This is a genomic window from Demequina soli (assembly GCF_000971195.1).
Classification (GTDB): Bacteria; Actinomycetota; Actinomycetes; order Actinomycetales; family Demequinaceae; genus Demequina; species Demequina soli.
The window spans coordinates 381,742-397,627 of sequence record NZ_BBLZ01000003.1 but is presented as its reverse complement, the minus strand read 5'-3'; the positions used below and the strand labels follow the sequence as shown (position 1 = coordinate 397,627).

Below are 15,886 nucleotides of genomic sequence, written 5' to 3'. Positions count from 1 at the left end.
GCACCGGGAGGGACGATGACCGACGCGCCGCTGACGCCGACCGCGCAGGACTACGTCAAGGTGGTGTGGAGCGCCACCGAGTGGTCCGACACGCCCGTCACCACCAAGCTCCTCGCGGAGCGGCTCGGGGTGTCCGCGCCGACCGTCTCGGAGAACGTGCGCAAGCTGGTCGCGGCGGGACTGCTCGACCACCGCCCCTACGGCGCGATCACGCTGACCGAGGCGGGCGAGCGGCAGGCCCTCGACATGGTCCGCCGCCACCGGCTCATCGAGACGTTCCTGGTGACCCAGCTGGGGTATGCGTGGGACGAGGTGCACGACGAGGCCGAGGTGCTCGAGCACGCGTGCTCGGCCCGCATGATCGACGCGATCGACAGGCTGCTGGGCCACCCCACGCGCGACCCCCACGGCGACCCCATCCCCACGGCCGCGGGACGCATCGTCACCCTCGACGGCACCAACCTCGCCGATGCCGCGCCCGGCGACTGGACCGTCGTGCGGCTGTCGGACGCGGATCCCGGCGTGCTGCGGGACCTCGCGACCCTAGGATTGACGGTGGACGCCTCGATCCGCGTGCACGGCCCCGGCGACGGCGGCGGGATCCGAGTGGAGACCGCGGAGGCGACCGTGATCGTCGTCCCGCCCGCCACCGCGTCCGCGGTGTGGCTCGTCACGCAAGGTAGCTGATGACCGCTCTGCCTCCGGCCTCCGAGGCCGGTACCCCGCGCTGGCTGCTGCCGCGCACCGCCCACGCCGCCAACCCCGCGCTCGTCCTCGCGGGGTTCGTGGTCGCGGGATTCGCGATAGGCCTGTCGCAGCAGGGTGCCGCCGGCGTGATCCTCGACCAGACCAGCGACCTCGGCACCGCGGTCGACACCCTGGGCTGGACCATCGTCGCGTACGCGTTGGGCGTGGTGGTCGGCGCGCCGCTGCTGATGGTCGGGCTCGCGGGGTGGAACCGCCGCCGCCTGCTCCTGACGATGTCCGGCTTCTTCGTGGTCACCGCTGCGGCCACCGCGCTCGCGCCGAACGTGCAGACGCTCATGGCGATCCGCTTCCTCAACGGGCTCCCGCACGGCGCGCTGCTCGGCACCGCGACCTACGTGGGCGTGCTCGCGCTCGGCCCCGAGCGCCGCGGTCAGGCGATCGCGACGCTCATGTACGGGCTGACGGCGGCGGCCGTGATCGGCGTGCCCGGCATGCAGTGGCTGTCCGTCCACGCGGGCTGGCGCGTCGCGTACGCGGTCGTGACCGCGGTCGGCCTGCTCGGCTTCGTGCTCATGTGGGCGTTCGCGCCGTCGGTGCCGGGCAGCCCGGGAGGGGGCTTCCGCGGCGACCTGGCGGCGCTGCGCGGCAAGGTGCTGTGGACGGCGATCCTCACCGTGACCGTGGGCTTCGCGGGGCTCGGCGCCGTGCAGTCGTACATCGTGCCGCTGCTCGAGGAGACCAACGGGTTCTCGAGCACCGCGGTCACAGTGATCCTCGTGCTGTTCGGGCTCGGCATGACCGCGGGCGCGTTCCTCGGCGGCCGCCTCACCGACCGCTCGGTGCTGCTGACCTCGCGGGTCGGCATCATCGGGGTGGCCGCGACCCTGCTGCTGCTCGGGCTAGTCGGCACGCTCGGGTGGCCGGTCGTCGTCGCGCTCGTGCTGCTCGGCGCGTGCATCCAGACCTTCTCGCAGGCCGCCCAGGCGCACCTCATGGACGCGACCCACACGTCGCCGTCGCTGGGCGCGGCGCTCGCGCACTCGGCGCTCAACGCCGCGACCGTGCTGGGCACGGGCCTGGGCGCGATCGTCATCGCTGGCGGTCTGGGCTTCGTCGCGCCCGCGTGGGTGGCGCTGGGCCTCGCGCTCGTGGCCGTCGCGCTGGTCTTCGTGGGGCCCGGCTACCGCCGCTGATGGGCACGGGGTGCCGCGCGCGGCGACTACCCTTGACCGCATGAATCTCCGCCTCGGCACCCGTGGATCCGCGCTCGCGACGGCACAGTCGGGGCAGTTCGCCGATGCGGTGGTCGCGGCGGCCCGCGAGGCCGGCGTGGAGGCGACCGTCGAGCTGGTCACGGTCACCACCAAGGGCGACGTGGACCGCGGCTCGCTCGTGGGCCTGTCGCAGACCGGCGTCTTCGTCACCGCGCTGCGCGAGGCGCTGCTCGCGGACGACTGCGACTTCATCGTCCACTCCCTCAAGGACGTCCCCACCCAGCCCTACCCGGGTCTCGACGTGGTCGCGATCCCCGAGCGCGAGGACCCGCGCGACGCGCTGTGCACCGACGGCCGCACGCTCGTGGAGCTGCCCCACGGGGCGAGCATCGGCACGGGCTCCCCGCGCCGCGCCGCGCAGCTGCTCGCGGTGCGCCCCGACCTCGACGTCCGGCCGCTGCGCGGCAATGTCGACACCCGCCTGGGCCACATCGGGGACGACCTCGACGGCGTGGTGCTCGCCGCGGCCGGCCTCAACCGCCTGGGCCGCGCCGCCGACGCGACCGAGCCGCTGTCGGTCTCCGCGATGGTGCCCGCGCCGGGCCAGGGTGCGCTCGCGATCGAGATCCGCTCCGACGCGTCGGACGCCCTGCGGGAGCTGCTGGCCACGCTCGACCACGCCGCCACCCGCGCGTGCGTGACCGCCGAGCGCGAGGCGCTGCGCGTCCTCGACGCCGGCTGCGCCGCGCCCGTCGCCGCGCACGCGACCGTCGACGGTGACCGCCTCACGCTGCACACGCGCGTGATCGGCCAGGACGGCCGGCTCGCCCTCAACGAGCGGAACTCCGGCGTGCTGGCCGAGGCCGCCGCGATCGGCCGCCAGAGCGGCTTCTCGCTGCTGGGCCGCGGCGCCGAGAAGCTCATGGGCCGCGCGTGAGCCTCGCCGGGCGCCGCCTGCTGGTCCCCGTGACCGCGGAGCGCACCGCCTTCGCCGACGACCTCGCGGCCGAGGGCGCGCTCGTCACGCCGGTCGCGTTCATCGCGATCGCGCCCCCCGCCGACGCCGCCGCGCTCGAGGCGGCGACCCTCGCGTGGCTCGCGGGGGATTACGCGTGGATGGCCGTCACCAGCCGGAACGCGGTGCTCGCGATGGACCGCGTCGCGCGCGCCCATGGCCGCACCCTCGCCGCGCCCCAGCCCGCCGCGCGCGTCGCGACGGTGGGGGAGGCCACCCGGCGCGTGTGCGCCGAGGTCGGGCTCGCGGTCGACCTGGTGCCGTCGGACCGGGCGGACGCCCGCGGCATCGTCGAGTCCTTCCCGTCGGGCGAGGGCCGCGTCCTCGCGCCGCTGGGCAACCTCGCCTCGCCCGTCCTGGCGCGCGGGCTCGCCCGCAAGGGCTGGGAGGTCGACGCGATCGAGGCGTACCGCACCGTCGACGGTCCCGGGATGGACGATGCGACGGTCGCCGCGGTCGCGGGCGGCGGGTTCGACGCCGTGCTGCTGACGTCCGGCTCGGTCGCCGAGCGCTTCGCCGCCGCCTGCCCGCGCGTCGCCCCCGGCACGCGCATCGTCGCCATCGGGCGCACCACGGAGGCCGGGGCCCGCGCCGCCGGGCTGACCGTGGACGCCGTCGCCGACACGCCGACCTACGCTGGGATCCGGGCCGCGCTCGACGCGGCGCTCGATCCCGCCGCCTCGAAGGAGGACCACGCATGACCTCGTACCGCCCGCGCCGCCTGCGCACCACGCCTGCGATGCGCCGCCTCGTGCGCGAGGTGCGCCCGCACGCGTCCGAGCTGGTGCTGCCGGTCTTCGTGCACGAGGACCTGACCGAGGCGCGCCCCATCACGTCGCTGCCTGGGGTCTCGCAGCACCCGCTGGCGGCCGTTCCCGGGCTGGTCGAGGACGCGATCGCCGCGGGCCTCGGCGGGCTCATGATCTTCGCGATCCCGTCGGTGCGCGACGCGCGCGGCTCCGGGGCCGTGGATCCCGAGGGGATCCTCAACCGCGCCATCGCCGTCGCGGCGGACGCGGCGGGCGACCGGCTCGTCATCATGGCCGACCTGTGCCTCGACGAGTTCACCGACCACGGCCACTGCGGCGTGCTGTCCGCCGACGGACGGGTCGACAACGACGCCACGCTCGAGGTCTACGCCGAGATGGGACTCGCGCAGGCCCGCGCGGGCGCCCACGTGCTGGGGCTCAGCGGGATGATGGACCACCAGACCGCGGTGGTGCGCGAGGCGCTCGAGGCGGAGGGGTTCACCGACGTCGCGATCCTCGCCTACGCCGCCAAGTACGCGTCCGCGTTCTACGGGCCCTTCCGCGAGGCCGTCGACAGTCAGCTCCAGGGCGACCGACGCACCTACCAGATCGACCCCGCGAACGGCCGCCAGGGCCTGCACGAGGCCGAGCTCGACGAGCTCGAGGGCGCCGACATCGTCATGGTGAAGCCCGCCCTGCCGTACCTCGACGTGGTCGCGGAGGTCGCCGCGCAGTCGCGCGTGCCCGTCGCGGCCTATCACGTGTCGGGCGAGTACGCCCAGATCGAGGCGGCCGCCGCGAACGGCTGGCTGGACCGCCGCGCCTCGCACCTCGAGGCCCTCACGTCGATGCGCCGTGCCGGCGCCGACATCGTCGTCACCTACGCGGCGCTCGAGCTCGCCGCCTGGCTCAAGGAGATCTGAATGTCCTTGTACTCGGAGCGCGCCCGCGCGATCCTGCCCGGCGGCGTGAACTCGCCCGTGCGCGCCTGGAACGGCGTCGGCGGGGAGCCCGTGCCGATCGCGTCCGCGAGCGGGTCCCGGATCGTCGACGCGGACGGCCGCGAGATGATCGACGTCGTGGCGTCGTGGGGCCCGGCCATCCTGGGTCACGCGCACCCCGAGGTGGTCGCCGCCGTGCAGGCCGCCGCCGCGAAGGGGCTGTCCTTCGGCGCCACCACCGAGGCCGAGGTCGAGCTCGCGGAGATCATCCGCGACCGCTACGCGCCCGCCGAGCGGGTCCGCCTGGTGTCGACCGGCACCGAGGCGACCATGACCGCGATCCGCCTCGCGCGCGCCGCGACAGGACGGGACAAGTTCATCAAGTTCGCGGGCTGCTACCACGGCCACTCGGACGCGCTCCTGGTCGCGGCGGGCTCGGGCCTCGCGACCGCGGGCGTGCCGGACTCGGCCGGCGTCACGCGCGGCTCCGCGGGGGACACGATCGTGCTGCCCTACGGCGACGAGGCCGCGCTCACCGACGCGTTCGCGGAGCACGGCGCGGAGATCGCCGCCGTCATCGTCGAGGCGGCGCCCGCCAACATGGGTGTCATCCAGCCGCCCGCGGGCTTCAACCGCCTTATCTCGACGCTGTGCCGCAACGAGGGCGCCGTGATGATCCTCGACGAGGTCCTCACGGGCTTCCGCGCCGGCCCCTCCGGCTACTGGGGCGTCGAGCGCGACCACGACCTCGCTGCGGGCCTCGACCCGTGGACGCCCGACCTGGTCACGTTCGGCAAGGTCATCGGCGGCGGGCTCCCGGTCGCCGCGCTCGGCGGCCGCCGCGACCTCATGGAGCAGCTCGCGCCGCTCGGCCCCGTCTACCAGGCGGGCACGCTGTCGGGGAACCCCGTCGCGGTCGCCGCGGGCCTCGCGACGATGCGCCTGCTCACCGACGAGGTCCACGCGCAGGTCGCGAAGGTCGCGTCGACCCTGCTCGAGGGCGTCTCGGGCGCCCTGACCGAGCGTGGCATCACGCACGCCGTGGGTCGCGCGGGCACGCTGTTCTCGATCTTCCTCGGCCTGTCCGAGGCCCCGACCACGTTCGAGGAGGTGTCCCGCCAGGACACCGAGGCGTTCGCGCGGCTGTTCCACGCGCTGCGCCGCGAGGGCGTCGCGCTGCCGCCGAGCGCCTACGAGGCGTGGTTCGTCTCCGCCGCGCACACGGCCCACGACGTGCGCCACATCGTCTCCACTGTCGCCCACTGGGCGGACTCGGAGGTCGCGGCGCGGGTCTGACCCCGCCGCGTGCCTGCCCGGATACCGGGTGGGGTACGCGACTTGGCCGCGCCCCGCGCGACCGCCACAATGGCCCGATGACGACCCCTCGGGCAGGTGCCGCGTGACCGCTCTCCTCGGCCTCGACCTCCGCGGGCGCCGCGTGGTGATCGCGGGTGGCGGCGCCACCGCGACCCGACGCGTGCGCCGGTTCCTCGCCGAGGGCGCCCGCGTGCGCATCGTCGCCCCGGAGGCCTCCGACGACCTGCGCGGCCACGCCGCGCACGGCGACCTCGAATGGGTCGCGCGGCGCGTCGAGGAGGCCGACCTGGACGACGCGTGGCTGGTGCTCGCCGCCACCGACGACTCCGCGGTGAACGCCGAGGTCGCGGCCTGGGCGGAGGCGCGACGCGTGTTCTGCATCGACTCGTCCGACGCGTCGCGCGGCTCCGCGCGCCAGGCGGCCACGTCCCGCCACGGCGACCTGCTCGTCGGAGTGGTGTCGACGGACAGCCCCGACCCGCGCCGCATCCGCGCGGTCCGCGACGCGGTCGCGGCGCACATCGACGCCGGCGAGGTCGACCTGCGCCGTCGCCGCCCCGGCGAGGGCCGGGTCATCCTCGTAGGCTCGGGTCCCGGCGACCCGGGCCTCATCACGGTGCGCGGACGGCAGGCGCTGTCCGAGGCCGACGTGGTGGTGACGGACCGCCTGGGGGCGACCGAGCTGCTCGTCGCGGTGCCGTACGACGTCGAGGTGATCAACGTCGGCAAGTCTCCCGACAACCATCCGGTCCCGCAGGACCAGATCAACCGCATCCTCGTGTCCCACGCGCGCGCGGGCAGGACGGTGGTGCGCCTCAAGGGCGGCGACCCGTTCGTGCTCGGCAGGGGCGGCGAGGAGGTCCACGCGTGCCTCGAGGCCGGCGTGCCGGTCGAGGTGGTGCCCGGCGTGACCTCGGCGCTGTCCGTGCCGGCCCGGGTGGGCATCCCCGTGACGCAGCGAGGCGTGTCCACCTCGGTGCTGGTCACCAGCGGTCACGCGGGCGCGGCCCCGGCCGCCGTGGCGGCGATGGCGCACGGCACCACGGTCGTGGTCCTCATGGGCGTCAAGGCGCTGCCGGACATCGTGGCGGCCGGTCTCGCGGGCGGCGCGGACCCCGCCACACCCGTCGCGATCATCGAGTCCGGGACCACCGCCGACGAGCGTGTCACTCGCGGCAACCTCCACGACATAGTTCTTATCGCGGCAGAAACAGGGGTGAAACCTCCCGCCATTATCGTCGTCGGAGACGTCGCACGACCGGACCTGCTGGCCTCGGAGATCGCCGCGACGCCGGAGCACTAGTCCTGACGAGGAGGTCCGGGTGGCATCGGGTGAGCGGTGGCTGACAGGGGGGACGATGCGGGACGGGACGGGAGCATGAGCGTGCTCATCGGGTGCGCGCACGGCACACGCGACGAGGACGGCCAGGCGGCCATCCGCAGGCTCGTCGAGGACGTCCGCGCGGCGCTGCCCGAGACGGACGTGCGCGAGGCCTTCGTCGACGTCCACGGGCCGTTCGTCGCCGACGTGGTCGAGGCCATCGACACCGCGCCGGCGGGAGCGGGCACCGCGGCGGTCGTGGTGCCGCTGCTGCTCGGCGGCGGATACCACGTCTACCACGACATCGCCGAGGCGGTGCATGGTCGCGACGACATCGTCGCGGCGACCGCGCTCGGACCCGACACGCGGCTCATCGACATCGTGATGGAGCGCATCCACGAGGCGCACATCCCGGAGACCGCCACCCTGATCCTCGCGGCGGCCGGGTCCTCGGACCCGCGCAGCCAGGCCGACACGGAGGCGGCCGCCGAGATGCTCCGCGCCCGCTGGAGCGGGCCGGTGCGCATCGGCTACGCCGCGGGCATCCACCCGACGGTGGCCGATGCGGTGGCCGACGCGCGCGCCAACGGCGAGGACTTCGAGGTGGCCGTCGCATCGTTCCTCCTGGCACCGGGCTTCTTCCAGAAGCGGCTCGCCGAGTCGGGGGCCGACCACGTGACCGCCCCGCTCGCGCCGCATCCCCGCCTCGTGGAGATCGTGCTGGACCGGTACCGTGACGCAGGTGGGAGCTGACGCATACGTCCGCCAGCGGGCACTGCCCGGGTTCGGCGAGGCCGGCCAGGAGGCGCTCGCGCGTGCGCGCGTCGCGATCGTCGGGGTGGGTGGGCTGGGATGCCCGGCGGCGCTGTACCTCGCCGCGGCGGGCGTCGGCGCGCTCACGCTGATCGACTCGGACCGTGTCGCGGTGTCGAACCTTCACCGCCAGGTGCTGTTCGGCCCGGACGACGCGGGGCTTGCCAAGGTCTCCGCCGCCACATCCGCGCTCGCCCGGGTCGCGCCCGGGGTCGAGGTGCGCGCGGTGGAGGCGCGGCTGTCCGCCGGTACCGCGGAGGACCTGCTCGACGGCCACGACCTCGTGCTCGACTGCACCGACACGTGGCCCTCGCGCCTGGCCGTCGCCGACGCGTGCGAGGCGCGCGCCGTGCCCCTCGTGTGGGGTGCGGTGCAGGGGTGGTTCGGCCAGGTCACGGTGTTCGGGGACGGTGTCACGCTGCGCGACCTGTTCCCGACCGAGCCGGCCCCGGACCTCGGGGTGTGCGACGCCGGCGGGGTGCTCGGCCCGCTGTGCGGTCAGGTGGGCGCGGCGATGGCGTCGCAGGCGCTCGTGCTGCTCACGGGCGCCGGGCCCGGGCTGCGCGGCACGCTGCAGGTACTGGACGCGCGCGACGGCGCGTGGCGCTCGATCGGGGTCGCCGGAGGGGTCCGTGCGTAGCGCGGCGGAGCACCTCGCGCAGGTGCTCGTCGTGGTGCCGCCGCCGGCGTTCGAGGTGGTGCCGCTCGCCGAGGCGCTCGGCGCGGTCTGCGCGACGGACGTCCATGCGGCGGTCGCGCTGCCGCCCTTCGACAACTCCGCGATGGACGGCTACGCGGTGCGCGCCGCGGACGTCGCCGTGGCGACCGAGGGCGCTCCCGTCGGCCTCGCGGTGACGGGGGAGTCCGCGGCCGGTCACCCGTGGGACGGGTCGGTCGGCCCCGGGCAGGCGGTGCGGATCATGACGGGTGCGCCCGTGCCGGTGGGCGCGGACGCGGTGATCCCCCAGGAGCGGGTCGCGGCGACCGACGGCACGGTGCTCGTCGACGCGCCGGCGCCGCTCGGGGCGTACGTGCGCCGTCGCGGCGAGGACGCGGGGGAGGGCGACCTGGTCGTCCCGGCCGGCACCCTCCTGGGCGCGCGGCACCTGGCCGCGGCCGCATCGTCCGGGGTGGCGCGCGTCATGGTGACGCGGGCGCCGCGCGTCGCGTACCTGGTGACGGGCGACGAGCTCGTGGCGCCCGGCGGGTCCCTGGGCCCCGGGCAGATCTTCGAGTCGAACGCCGTCTACCTCGAGGCGGCCCTGCGCGCGCTCGGCGCGGTCCCGGTCGCCCTCGGCGCGGTGGGCGACTCGCCCGGGGACGTGCTCGCGGCGGTCGCCGCCGCGGACGCCGACCTCGTGGTGACGACCGGCGGGGCGAGCGTCGGCGCGCACGACCCGGTCAAGGCGGGCCTCGCGCCCGCGGGGGTCGACTTCGTCGAGGTGGCGATCCAGCCGGGGAAACCGCAGGGCCTCGGCACCGTGAGCGGCATGCCCGTGATCTGCCTGCCGGGCAACCCGGTCGCGGTCGCGGTGTGCGTCGAGGTGTTCGTGGGTCCCGCGGTGCGGGCGATGCGTGGCGTGCCCGAGCCCGCGTGGGTGCCGATGCGCGCCCTCGAGGGTTGGCGGTGCCCGCCGGGCCGGGAGCAGGTGATGCCGGTGGTGACGGCGGCGGCGGGGGTGCGGCCGGCGACCGCGGGCGGCTCGGGCTCGCACCTGGCGGCGCGGCTGGCCGCGGCCGACGGGCTGGCGCGGGTGCGGGCGGATCTCGACGAGGTCGCGGCGGGCGATATCGTCGCGGTCAGGAGGTTCACCGCATGAGCGAGTCCCTGTTCACCCACCTCGACGCGCGCGGCCAGGTCCGCATGGTCGACGTCACCCGCAAGGAGCCCACGGTCCGCAGCGCCACGGCCGCCGGGTTCGTCGCGTGCGCGCCGCACGTGGTCGCGGCGCTGCGCGACGGCACCGTGCCCAAGGGTGACGCCCTCGCGCTCGCCCGGATCGCGGGCATCGCGGCGGCCAAGCGCACGCCCGAGCTGCTGCCGCTCGCGCACGTCATCGGGGTGCACGGCGCCGTGGTCGAGGTCGCCGTCGAGGACGCCGGGGTCGCGATCACCGCGACCGTGTCGACCGCCGACCGTACCGGCGTCGAGATGGAGGCCCTCACGGCCGTGTCCGTGGCGGCCCTCAACATCGTCGACATGGTGAAGGCCCTGGACAAGGGCACCTCGATCCGCGACGTGCGGCTGATCGCCAAGGAGGGCGGGAAGTCGGGGTCGTGGAGGCGGGCGGAGTGAGCGCGGTCCGCGTGCGCCTGTTCGCGGCCGCGGCCGAGGCGGTCGGGGCGCAGGAGGTCGCGCTCCCGGCGGCCACCGCGCGCGACCTGCGGGTGGCGCTCGCCTCCCGAGGGGACGATGCGCCTCGCGTCATCGCGCAGTGCGCCCTCCTGCGCGACGGGTCGCGACTCGAGGACTCCGCCGCGCTCGTCGCCGGGGACCTCGTCGACGTGCTGCCCCCCTTCGCGGGGGGCTGAGCGGCCCAACCCGTCGACGGCGCGCCGGCGCATGCCGGTGCGGCGCCTCCGGGGTGGTCGGGGTGGCGCCGTGGGGGCGGGGTGGTCAGAGGGGGATGTGGAGGGCTGCTTTGCCGCCTTGGCGTGGGGTGCGGGTGGGGTCGACGGTGGCGGGTGGGATGAACCACACCTCGGTGGCGGTGGCGCGGACCTGCCAGCCGTCGTCGTGGATGCGGTGGTGGCAGCGGGTACAGAGGAGTACTCCGTTGGAGAGGTCGGTGCGGCCGAGGTCTTTGGCCCACCAGTCGATGTGGTGGGCGTTGCACCAGGCGACGGGGGCGTGGCAGAACGCGCAGCCGCCGTCGCGTTCGGCCAGGGCGAGGCGTTGCTCGGGGGTGAAGTAGCGCTTGGTGTAGCCCAGGTCGAGGACGCGGGAGCCGGTGCCGAGGACGAGGGGGAGGATGCCGGCGTCGACGGCCATGCGGCGCAGCTGTCCTCCGGTCAGGGGGGTGGAGATGCTGTCGCAGGAGCCGAGGCCGAGCTCGGTGCGGAGCGCCTCCTCGGACAGGCGGATGACGACGGTGGTGGAGATGCCGGATCCGGGTTGGTCGCAGCGCATGCCGTGGCGGGCGAGGTCGACGAACGCGTCGGCGCGGATGCGTCCGGCCTCGCCGGGCTCGGCTGGGCCCAGGCCTTCGTCGCGGCGTTGGTTGAATGCGGCCCTGACCTGGGTGTCGCCCCAGGCGATCAGGGGTGCGGCGGAGGCGGGGTCGAGCAGTCCGGTGATGGCGAACATCCCGTCGGCGCGTTCGGTGAAGTTCAGGTAGCGCTGGGCGTGGCGCTGCGTCTCCTTGGTCTGCCAGGCGGTCGGGTTCCAGCGGGCGGTGACGTCGAGGCAGACCTTGCGCAGGTCCATCAGCGACAGCTTCAGCGCCTTGGCGACGAGCTGCGCCTCGAGGGCGTGCAGGCGCCCCAAGTCGGCATCGGGGCCGTCGGTGTCGACGAGGCCGTCGAGGGTCTCGATGAGGAGGCGGGCCTGGGCGAGGGACAGGTCGCCGGTCGTGACGGCGGCCGCGATCGCCGGCCAGCGCACGGCCTCCTCGCCCGTGCCGTCGCCCTCACCGTCGCCGCCGAGGAGCCCGCCGGTCACGATCGCGTCGCGTGCCTGCCCGGTGGTGCCGCCCTGGCCCTTCGCGACCATGCGGGTGGCGTTGCGGTGGCCCTGGCGGCGTGCCATGCCGCCGCCGGGCTTGTCGGCGGAGCGGCGCGCCAGCTCGGCGGCGATGAGCGCGGCGGGGACCTCGGCCAGCCGGGTCAGCCGGCACGACAGGTCATGCGCGGCCGCGAGCTCGGCCTCCGTCAGGGTGCCCAGGTCACGGCCCGCGAAGGGCGTGAGCGGGACCAGCCCCTTCGCGACATCCATGATCGAGATCTCCATGGCACCCAGTCAAACAGAGGGGTCTGACATCCACTCCCGACCATCATCCCTGGTATGTGGATAAGTTCCGTCGGCGGGAAGCCTGTGGACATCGGTCCCCGCGGCGCGTCAGCCCCCGATGGCGCTCATCGGCCGCAGCGGCTGCACGAACGACGGCGAGTCGATCCCGTGCCCGACCCTCTTCCGCGCCACGCACGCGACCATCGCTGCGGCGAGCCGCGCATCGTCCGCGCCGCCCCGAACCAGCGTGCGCAGGTCGGACTCGTCGTGCGCGAAGAGGCAGTTGCGGAACTGGCCGTCGGCGGTGAGGCGCACGCGGTCGCAGCGGTCGCAGAACGCGCCCGTCACCGACGCGATCACCCCGACGGTCGCCGCCGTCCCCGCGATCCGCCACAGCGACGCCGGCGCGGACCCGTCGCGCCCCAGCTCCTCCAGCGGGAAGCGCGCGCGCAGCGCGGTGAGGATCTCCTCCGCGGTCACCATCTCCTCGCGCCGCCACGTGTGGCCCCCGTCGAGCGGCATGTGCTCGATGAAGCGCATCTCGAGCCCCCGCTCGACCGCGAAGTCCACGAGCTCGACGATCTCGTCGTCGTTCACCCCGCGCATGATGAGCGCGTTGAGCTTGATCGGGGAGAATCCGACGACGCGCGCCGCCTCGATCCCCGCGAGCGTGTCCGCGAGCCTGTCCCGCCGCGTGAGCTCCACGAAGCGCGTGCGTCGAAGCGTGTCGAGCGAGACGTTCACGCGCGCGAGCCCGGCGTCGCGCAGCGGTGCCGCGAGCGCGGGCAGGCGCAGCGCGTTCGTGGTGAGCGACAGGTCCACCGGGTCCCCGGTGGGCGTCCGCAGCGCGGCGAGCGCGGCCACCACCTCGACCACGTCGGGCCGCAGCAGCGGCTCGCCGCCCGTGAGGCGGACCTCCGTCACCCCCAACCCGACGGCGACGCGCGCGAGGCGCACCAGCTCGTCGGTCGACAACAGGGTGGACGAGGCGAGCCACGGCACCCCGTCCGCGGGCATGCAGTAGGTGCAGCGCAGGGAGCAGCGGTCGGTCAGCGAGATGCGCAGGTCGCGGTGCACACGCCCGAACCGGTCGACCAGGGCGTCGCTCACGAGAGCCCCACCCACGTGTGAGTGCCGTCCGCGAGGAGCTCGCGCTTCCATACCGGCAGCTCGGCCTTCACCGCCTCCACCAGCGCGGATACCGTGTCGAGCGCCTCGCGACGATGCGGCGCGGACACCGCCGCGACGATCGCGGCCTCGCCGACGGCCAGGGAGCCGATGCGGTGGGTCACGGCGATGACGAGGTCGGGGGCGTCGTGGCGCGCGGCGATCTCGGCGATCACCTGGGCCGCGGACGGGTGCGCCGAGTAGTCGAGCCCGACGACGACGCCCTCGACGGACGGGTCGTGGTCACGGACGGTGCCGAGGAACGTCGCGATCGCGCCCGCGCGCGGCCCCGCGACCGCGTCCACGTGCGCGGACAGCGACAGCGGCGCGTCCGAGACCGCGGCGATCGCGATCAATGGTCGCCCCCGTCGAGTTGCGAGACCGCGTGGGGCAGGATCGCCGCGAGGAGGGCCGCCGCCGACCGCGCGGCCCCGGTCGAGCCCGCGACGTTCGCCACGATCGCGCTCCGCGGCGCCGCCGTCACCCCGGCGAGCCCGCGGGACAGCACCGCCGTGGGCACCGCCTCCGCGTCGACGGCGCGCAGGCGCTCGGCGACCCCGGGGAGCGGGCGGGCGAGCAGGGGCGCCGTCGCCTCGGGGGTGAGGTCGCGCGGCCCGAGCCCGGTGCCGCCGGTGGTGAGCACGATGCGCGCCCCGCCCCCGACAGCCGCGTTCAGGGCGGCGCGGACCGAGTCGATGCCGTCGGGCACGATACGGGTGGCGACGTCCGCGCCGAGGGCGCGCAGCGCATCGGCCAGGATCGGGCCGGACGCGTCCTCGCGCTCGCCCGCCGCGCCGCGGTCGGAGACGGTGATGACGTGCGCGGGCACGCCCGTGAGGTCCGGGGCCATGCCGGCCAGTCTACGAACGCGCGTGTTTCCCCCGGGTTGCGATGCGCTCCCGCACGCGCCCCTCAGCCTGTGAGCGCGTACGCGGCCTCGCCGCGCGGCACCCCGAACCACACGGGCGCGCGCGCGGCGAGCGCGCCGGCGACCGCGGGATCGACGTCCGCGGCGCATACGGTTCCCTGCACGCGCACCTCGTCGCCGCGCGGCTCGAGCCCGGCGACCTCGTCGGCGATCCACACGAGCGCGGGGGAGCGCGGCGCGTCGCCGAGGGACACCGTGACGGCCGCCGGTCGCAGCGCGATCGCCGCCCGCGCACCCGCGCCCGGACCGCCGGTGACCGGCACGCGCGTGCCGCCGGACAGCTCGAGCGCCCCGCCGCGCATCGTCCCCTCGAGCAGCACGCGCGCGGCCATGCGCGCCGCGAACGCCGTGCGCGGCCGCGCGAGCACCTCGGCGGCCGGCCCCGCCTCGACGATGCGCCCGGCCTCCATCACGGCGACGTCGTCGGCGAGGGCGTGCGCGTCGAGCGCGTCGTGGGTGGTGACGATCGCGGTGACGCCTGACAGCAGCCCTGCGACGAGCCCGCGCACGGTGCTCGCGGCGCCGACGTCGAGGCCCGCGAACGGCTCGTCGAGCAGCAGCACGCGGGGCCGCGCGGCGAGCGCACGCGCGATCGCGACGCGCCTCGCCTGCCCGCCCGACAACTCGCGCGGGCGCCGGTCGCCCAGGCCCGAGAGCCCGACGCGGGCGAGCCACGCGTCGGCCTCCGCGCGCGCCTCGGCCCGCGCGACCCCGCGCGAGCGCGGCCCGAACGCGACGTTGTCGCGCACCGACATCGCGGGGAAGAGCGCGTCGTCCTGCGACAGGAGGCCGATGCGGCGGTCGCGGGCGGCGCGCGGCGCGGCGGCGCCGTCGAGGGTCACCGCTGCGCCCGGCACGATGCCCGCGACGGCCTCGAGCGCGGTCGACTTGCCCGAGCCGTTCGGGCCGAGCAGGACCAGCGTGCGCCCGGGCGCCACCTCGAGGGACGCGTCGACGCCGCGCGCGGGCACCCGCACGTCCGCCGCCAGCGCGGTCACGAGGCGCTCCGCACGGGCCGGTAGGCGAGCGCCACCACGCCGATGGCGACCGCGACGAGCACGAGCGACAGCGCGGCCGCGGCCTCGGGGTCGGTCTCGCGCAGCAGGTAGATGTCGAGCGGCGCGGTGCGGGTCACGCCCGCGAGCGAGCCCGCGAACGTGAGCGTCGCGCCGAACTCGCCGAGGGCGCGCGCGAACGCGAGCACCGCGCCCGTCGCGAGCGCCGGGGCGAGCGTCGGGAGGGTGACGCGCGCGAGGACCCGCGTGGGCGAGGCGCCGAGCGTCGCCGCGATGGCCTCGCGCCGTCCCGTGGTCGCGGCGAGCGCGGACTCGACCGACACCACCATGAACGGCATCGCCACGAACGTCTGCGCGATCACCACCGCCGCCGTGGTGAAGGCGAGCGACCCGCCGACCGTCTCGCCCAGCAGCCCGCGTCGACCGAAGGCGTAGAGCAGCGCGAGGCCGCCCACCACGGGCGGCAGCACGAGCGGCGCGAGCACGAGCGCCCGCACCACCCCCCGCAGCGCCCCGGTGAGCGCGCGCAGCGCGAACCCGAGCGGCACGCCCAGCGTCACGGTGAGCACGGTGGCGGCGAGAGACGTGCGGAGCGACAGGCCCAGCGCGGTGAGCGCGTCCTCCGAGGTGACCAGCGCGACGAACCGCGACCACGGCACGCGCGCGATCAGCCCGACGAGCGGCAGCGCGACGAGCAGCCCGCCCAGCGCGGCCAGCGGCGCCAGCCAGCGAGGTCCGGTCATCGGAT

General features: G+C 75.7%; 18 protein-coding genes. 12 read left to right on the top strand and 6 right to left on the bottom strand.

Going from position 1 to position 15,886, the window contains the following annotated elements; genetic code table 11:
• The first annotated feature begins 15 nt into the window (after window positions 1-15).
• The 12 genes from AOM04_RS08390 to AOM04_RS08335 all read left to right on the top strand — a co-directional run bounded on the left by AOM04_RS08390 (window position 16) and on the right by AOM04_RS08335 (window position 10,610).
• Window positions 16-687, top strand: a complete 672-nt coding sequence (locus AOM04_RS08390) for a metal-dependent transcriptional regulator (RefSeq protein WP_062464307.1) — start codon at window positions 16-18, stop codon at window positions 685-687.
• A complete protein-coding gene (locus tag AOM04_RS08385; RefSeq protein WP_082104508.1) occupies window positions 687-1,901 on the top strand; it encodes an MFS transporter in 1,215 nt (404 codons plus the stop codon). The genes AOM04_RS08390 and AOM04_RS08385 overlap by 1 nt, the downstream gene beginning before the upstream one ends.
• A gap of 40 nt (window positions 1,902-1,941) precedes the next feature.
• The gene (gene hemC, locus AOM04_RS08380) at window positions 1,942-2,859 is read left to right on the top strand and encodes a hydroxymethylbilane synthase (RefSeq protein WP_062464306.1); all 918 of its coding nucleotides are present in this window, start codon (window positions 1,942-1,944) and stop codon (window positions 2,857-2,859) included.
• The gene (locus AOM04_RS08375) at window positions 2,856-3,638 is read left to right on the top strand and encodes a uroporphyrinogen-III synthase (RefSeq protein WP_062464305.1); all 783 of its coding nucleotides are present in this window, start codon (window positions 2,856-2,858) and stop codon (window positions 3,636-3,638) included. Before hemC ends, AOM04_RS08375 begins: the two co-directional genes overlap by 4 nt.
• A complete protein-coding gene (hemB, locus tag AOM04_RS08370; RefSeq protein WP_062464304.1) occupies window positions 3,635-4,609 on the top strand; it encodes a porphobilinogen synthase in 975 nt (324 codons plus the stop codon). Before AOM04_RS08375 ends, hemB begins: the two co-directional genes overlap by 4 nt.
• Window positions 4,610-5,923, top strand: coding sequence for a glutamate-1-semialdehyde 2,1-aminomutase (hemL, locus tag AOM04_RS08365; RefSeq protein WP_062464303.1), 1,314 nt, complete (start codon window positions 4,610-4,612; stop codon window positions 5,921-5,923).
• Between the two features lie 103 nt (window positions 5,924-6,026).
• Complete coding sequence (gene cobA, locus AOM04_RS08360; RefSeq protein WP_062464302.1) at window positions 6,027-7,247, top strand: uroporphyrinogen-III C-methyltransferase; 1,221 nt, start codon at window positions 6,027-6,029, stop codon at window positions 7,245-7,247.
• 75 nt (window positions 7,248-7,322) lie between these two features.
• A complete protein-coding gene (locus tag AOM04_RS08355; protein ID WP_062464301.1) occupies window positions 7,323-8,018 on the top strand; it encodes a sirohydrochlorin chelatase in 696 nt (231 codons plus the stop codon).
• Window positions 8,008-8,718, top strand: a complete 711-nt coding sequence (locus tag AOM04_RS08350; protein ID WP_062464300.1) for a HesA/MoeB/ThiF family protein — start codon at window positions 8,008-8,010, stop codon at window positions 8,716-8,718. The genes AOM04_RS08355 and AOM04_RS08350 overlap by 11 nt, the downstream gene beginning before the upstream one ends.
• Complete coding sequence (locus AOM04_RS08345; RefSeq protein ID WP_062464299.1) at window positions 8,711-9,898, top strand: molybdopterin molybdotransferase MoeA; 1,188 nt, start codon at window positions 8,711-8,713, stop codon at window positions 9,896-9,898. Before AOM04_RS08350 ends, AOM04_RS08345 begins: the two co-directional genes overlap by 8 nt.
• Entirely contained in the window at window positions 9,895-10,374 is a 480-nt protein-coding gene (gene moaC / locus AOM04_RS08340) for a cyclic pyranopterin monophosphate synthase MoaC (RefSeq protein WP_062464298.1), read from the top strand. Before AOM04_RS08345 ends, moaC begins: the two co-directional genes overlap by 4 nt.
• A complete protein-coding gene (locus AOM04_RS08335; RefSeq protein ID WP_062464464.1) occupies window positions 10,371-10,610 on the top strand; it encodes a MoaD/ThiS family protein in 240 nt (79 codons plus the stop codon). The genes moaC and AOM04_RS08335 overlap by 4 nt, the downstream gene beginning before the upstream one ends.
• Before the next feature lie 85 nt (window positions 10,611-10,695).
• On the opposite strand, the gene AOM04_RS08330 is transcribed toward AOM04_RS08335, so the two are convergent.
• The 6 genes from AOM04_RS08330 to AOM04_RS08305 all read right to left on the bottom strand — a co-directional run bounded on the left by AOM04_RS08330 (window position 10,696) and on the right by AOM04_RS08305 (window position 15,881).
• Window positions 10,696-12,027 carry an HNH endonuclease gene (locus tag AOM04_RS08330; protein WP_062464297.1) on the bottom strand — a complete coding sequence of 444 codons (1,332 nt, stop codon included), beginning with the start codon at window positions 12,025-12,027 and terminating at the stop codon, window positions 10,696-10,698.
• A gap of 108 nt (window positions 12,028-12,135) precedes the next feature.
• Window positions 12,136-13,188: a GTP 3',8-cyclase MoaA gene (gene moaA, locus AOM04_RS08325; RefSeq protein WP_082104506.1), complete on the bottom strand. Its 1,053-nt coding sequence runs from the start codon at window positions 13,186-13,188 to the stop codon at window positions 12,136-12,138.
• Window positions 13,134-13,550, bottom strand: a complete 417-nt coding sequence (locus AOM04_RS08320) for a molybdenum cofactor biosynthesis protein MoaE (RefSeq protein ID WP_062464295.1) — start codon at window positions 13,548-13,550, stop codon at window positions 13,134-13,136. The genes moaA and AOM04_RS08320 overlap by 55 nt, the downstream gene beginning before the upstream one ends.
• On the bottom strand, window positions 13,547-14,044 hold the full coding sequence (locus tag AOM04_RS08315; protein WP_062464294.1) for a MogA/MoaB family molybdenum cofactor biosynthesis protein: 498 nt from the start codon (window positions 14,042-14,044) through the stop codon (window positions 13,547-13,549). Before AOM04_RS08315 ends, AOM04_RS08320 begins: the two co-directional genes overlap by 4 nt.
• Window positions 14,045-14,106: 62 nt before the next feature.
• On the bottom strand, window positions 14,107-15,120 hold the full coding sequence (locus AOM04_RS08310) for an ABC transporter ATP-binding protein (RefSeq protein ID WP_062464293.1): 1,014 nt from the start codon (window positions 15,118-15,120) through the stop codon (window positions 14,107-14,109).
• A complete protein-coding gene (locus AOM04_RS08305) occupies window positions 15,117-15,881 on the bottom strand; it encodes an ABC transporter permease (protein ID WP_062464292.1) in 765 nt (254 codons plus the stop codon). The genes AOM04_RS08310 and AOM04_RS08305 overlap by 4 nt, the downstream gene beginning before the upstream one ends.
• Window positions 15,882-15,886: the final 5 nt, after the last annotated feature.

Excerpts from the sequence above, each read along its gene's own strand:
- AOM04_RS08390 (WP_062464307.1), top strand. The coding sequence starts at position 16 with ATGACCGACGCGCCGCTGACGCCGACCGCGCAGGACTACGTCAAGGTG.
- AOM04_RS08385 (WP_082104508.1), top strand. The coding sequence starts at position 687 with ATGACCGCTCTGCCTCCGGCCTCCGAGGCCGGTACCCCGCGCTGGCTG.
- hemC (WP_062464306.1), top strand. The coding sequence starts at position 1,942 with ATGAATCTCCGCCTCGGCACCCGTGGATCCGCGCTCGCGACGGCACAG.
- hemB (WP_062464304.1), top strand. The coding sequence starts at position 3,635 with ATGACCTCGTACCGCCCGCGCCGCCTGCGCACCACGCCTGCGATGCGC.
- hemL (WP_062464303.1), top strand. The coding sequence starts at position 4,610 with ATGTCCTTGTACTCGGAGCGCGCCCGCGCGATCCTGCCCGGCGGCGTG.
- AOM04_RS08355 (WP_062464301.1), top strand. The coding sequence starts at position 7,323 with ATGAGCGTGCTCATCGGGTGCGCGCACGGCACACGCGACGAGGACGGC.
- moaC (WP_062464298.1), top strand. The coding sequence starts at position 9,895 with ATGAGCGAGTCCCTGTTCACCCACCTCGACGCGCGCGGCCAGGTCCGC.
- AOM04_RS08330 (WP_062464297.1), bottom strand. The coding sequence starts at position 12,027 with ATGGAGATCTCGATCATGGATGTCGCGAAGGGGCTGGTCCCGCTCACG.
- moaA (WP_082104506.1), bottom strand. The coding sequence starts at position 13,188 with ATGGAAGCGCGAGCTCCTCGCGGACGGCACTCACACGTGGGTGGGGCT.
- AOM04_RS08315 (WP_062464294.1), bottom strand. The coding sequence starts at position 14,044 with ATGGCCCCGGACCTCACGGGCGTGCCCGCGCACGTCATCACCGTCTCC.
- AOM04_RS08305 (WP_062464292.1), bottom strand. The coding sequence starts at position 15,881 with ATGACCGGACCTCGCTGGCTGGCGCCGCTGGCCGCGCTGGGCGGGCTG.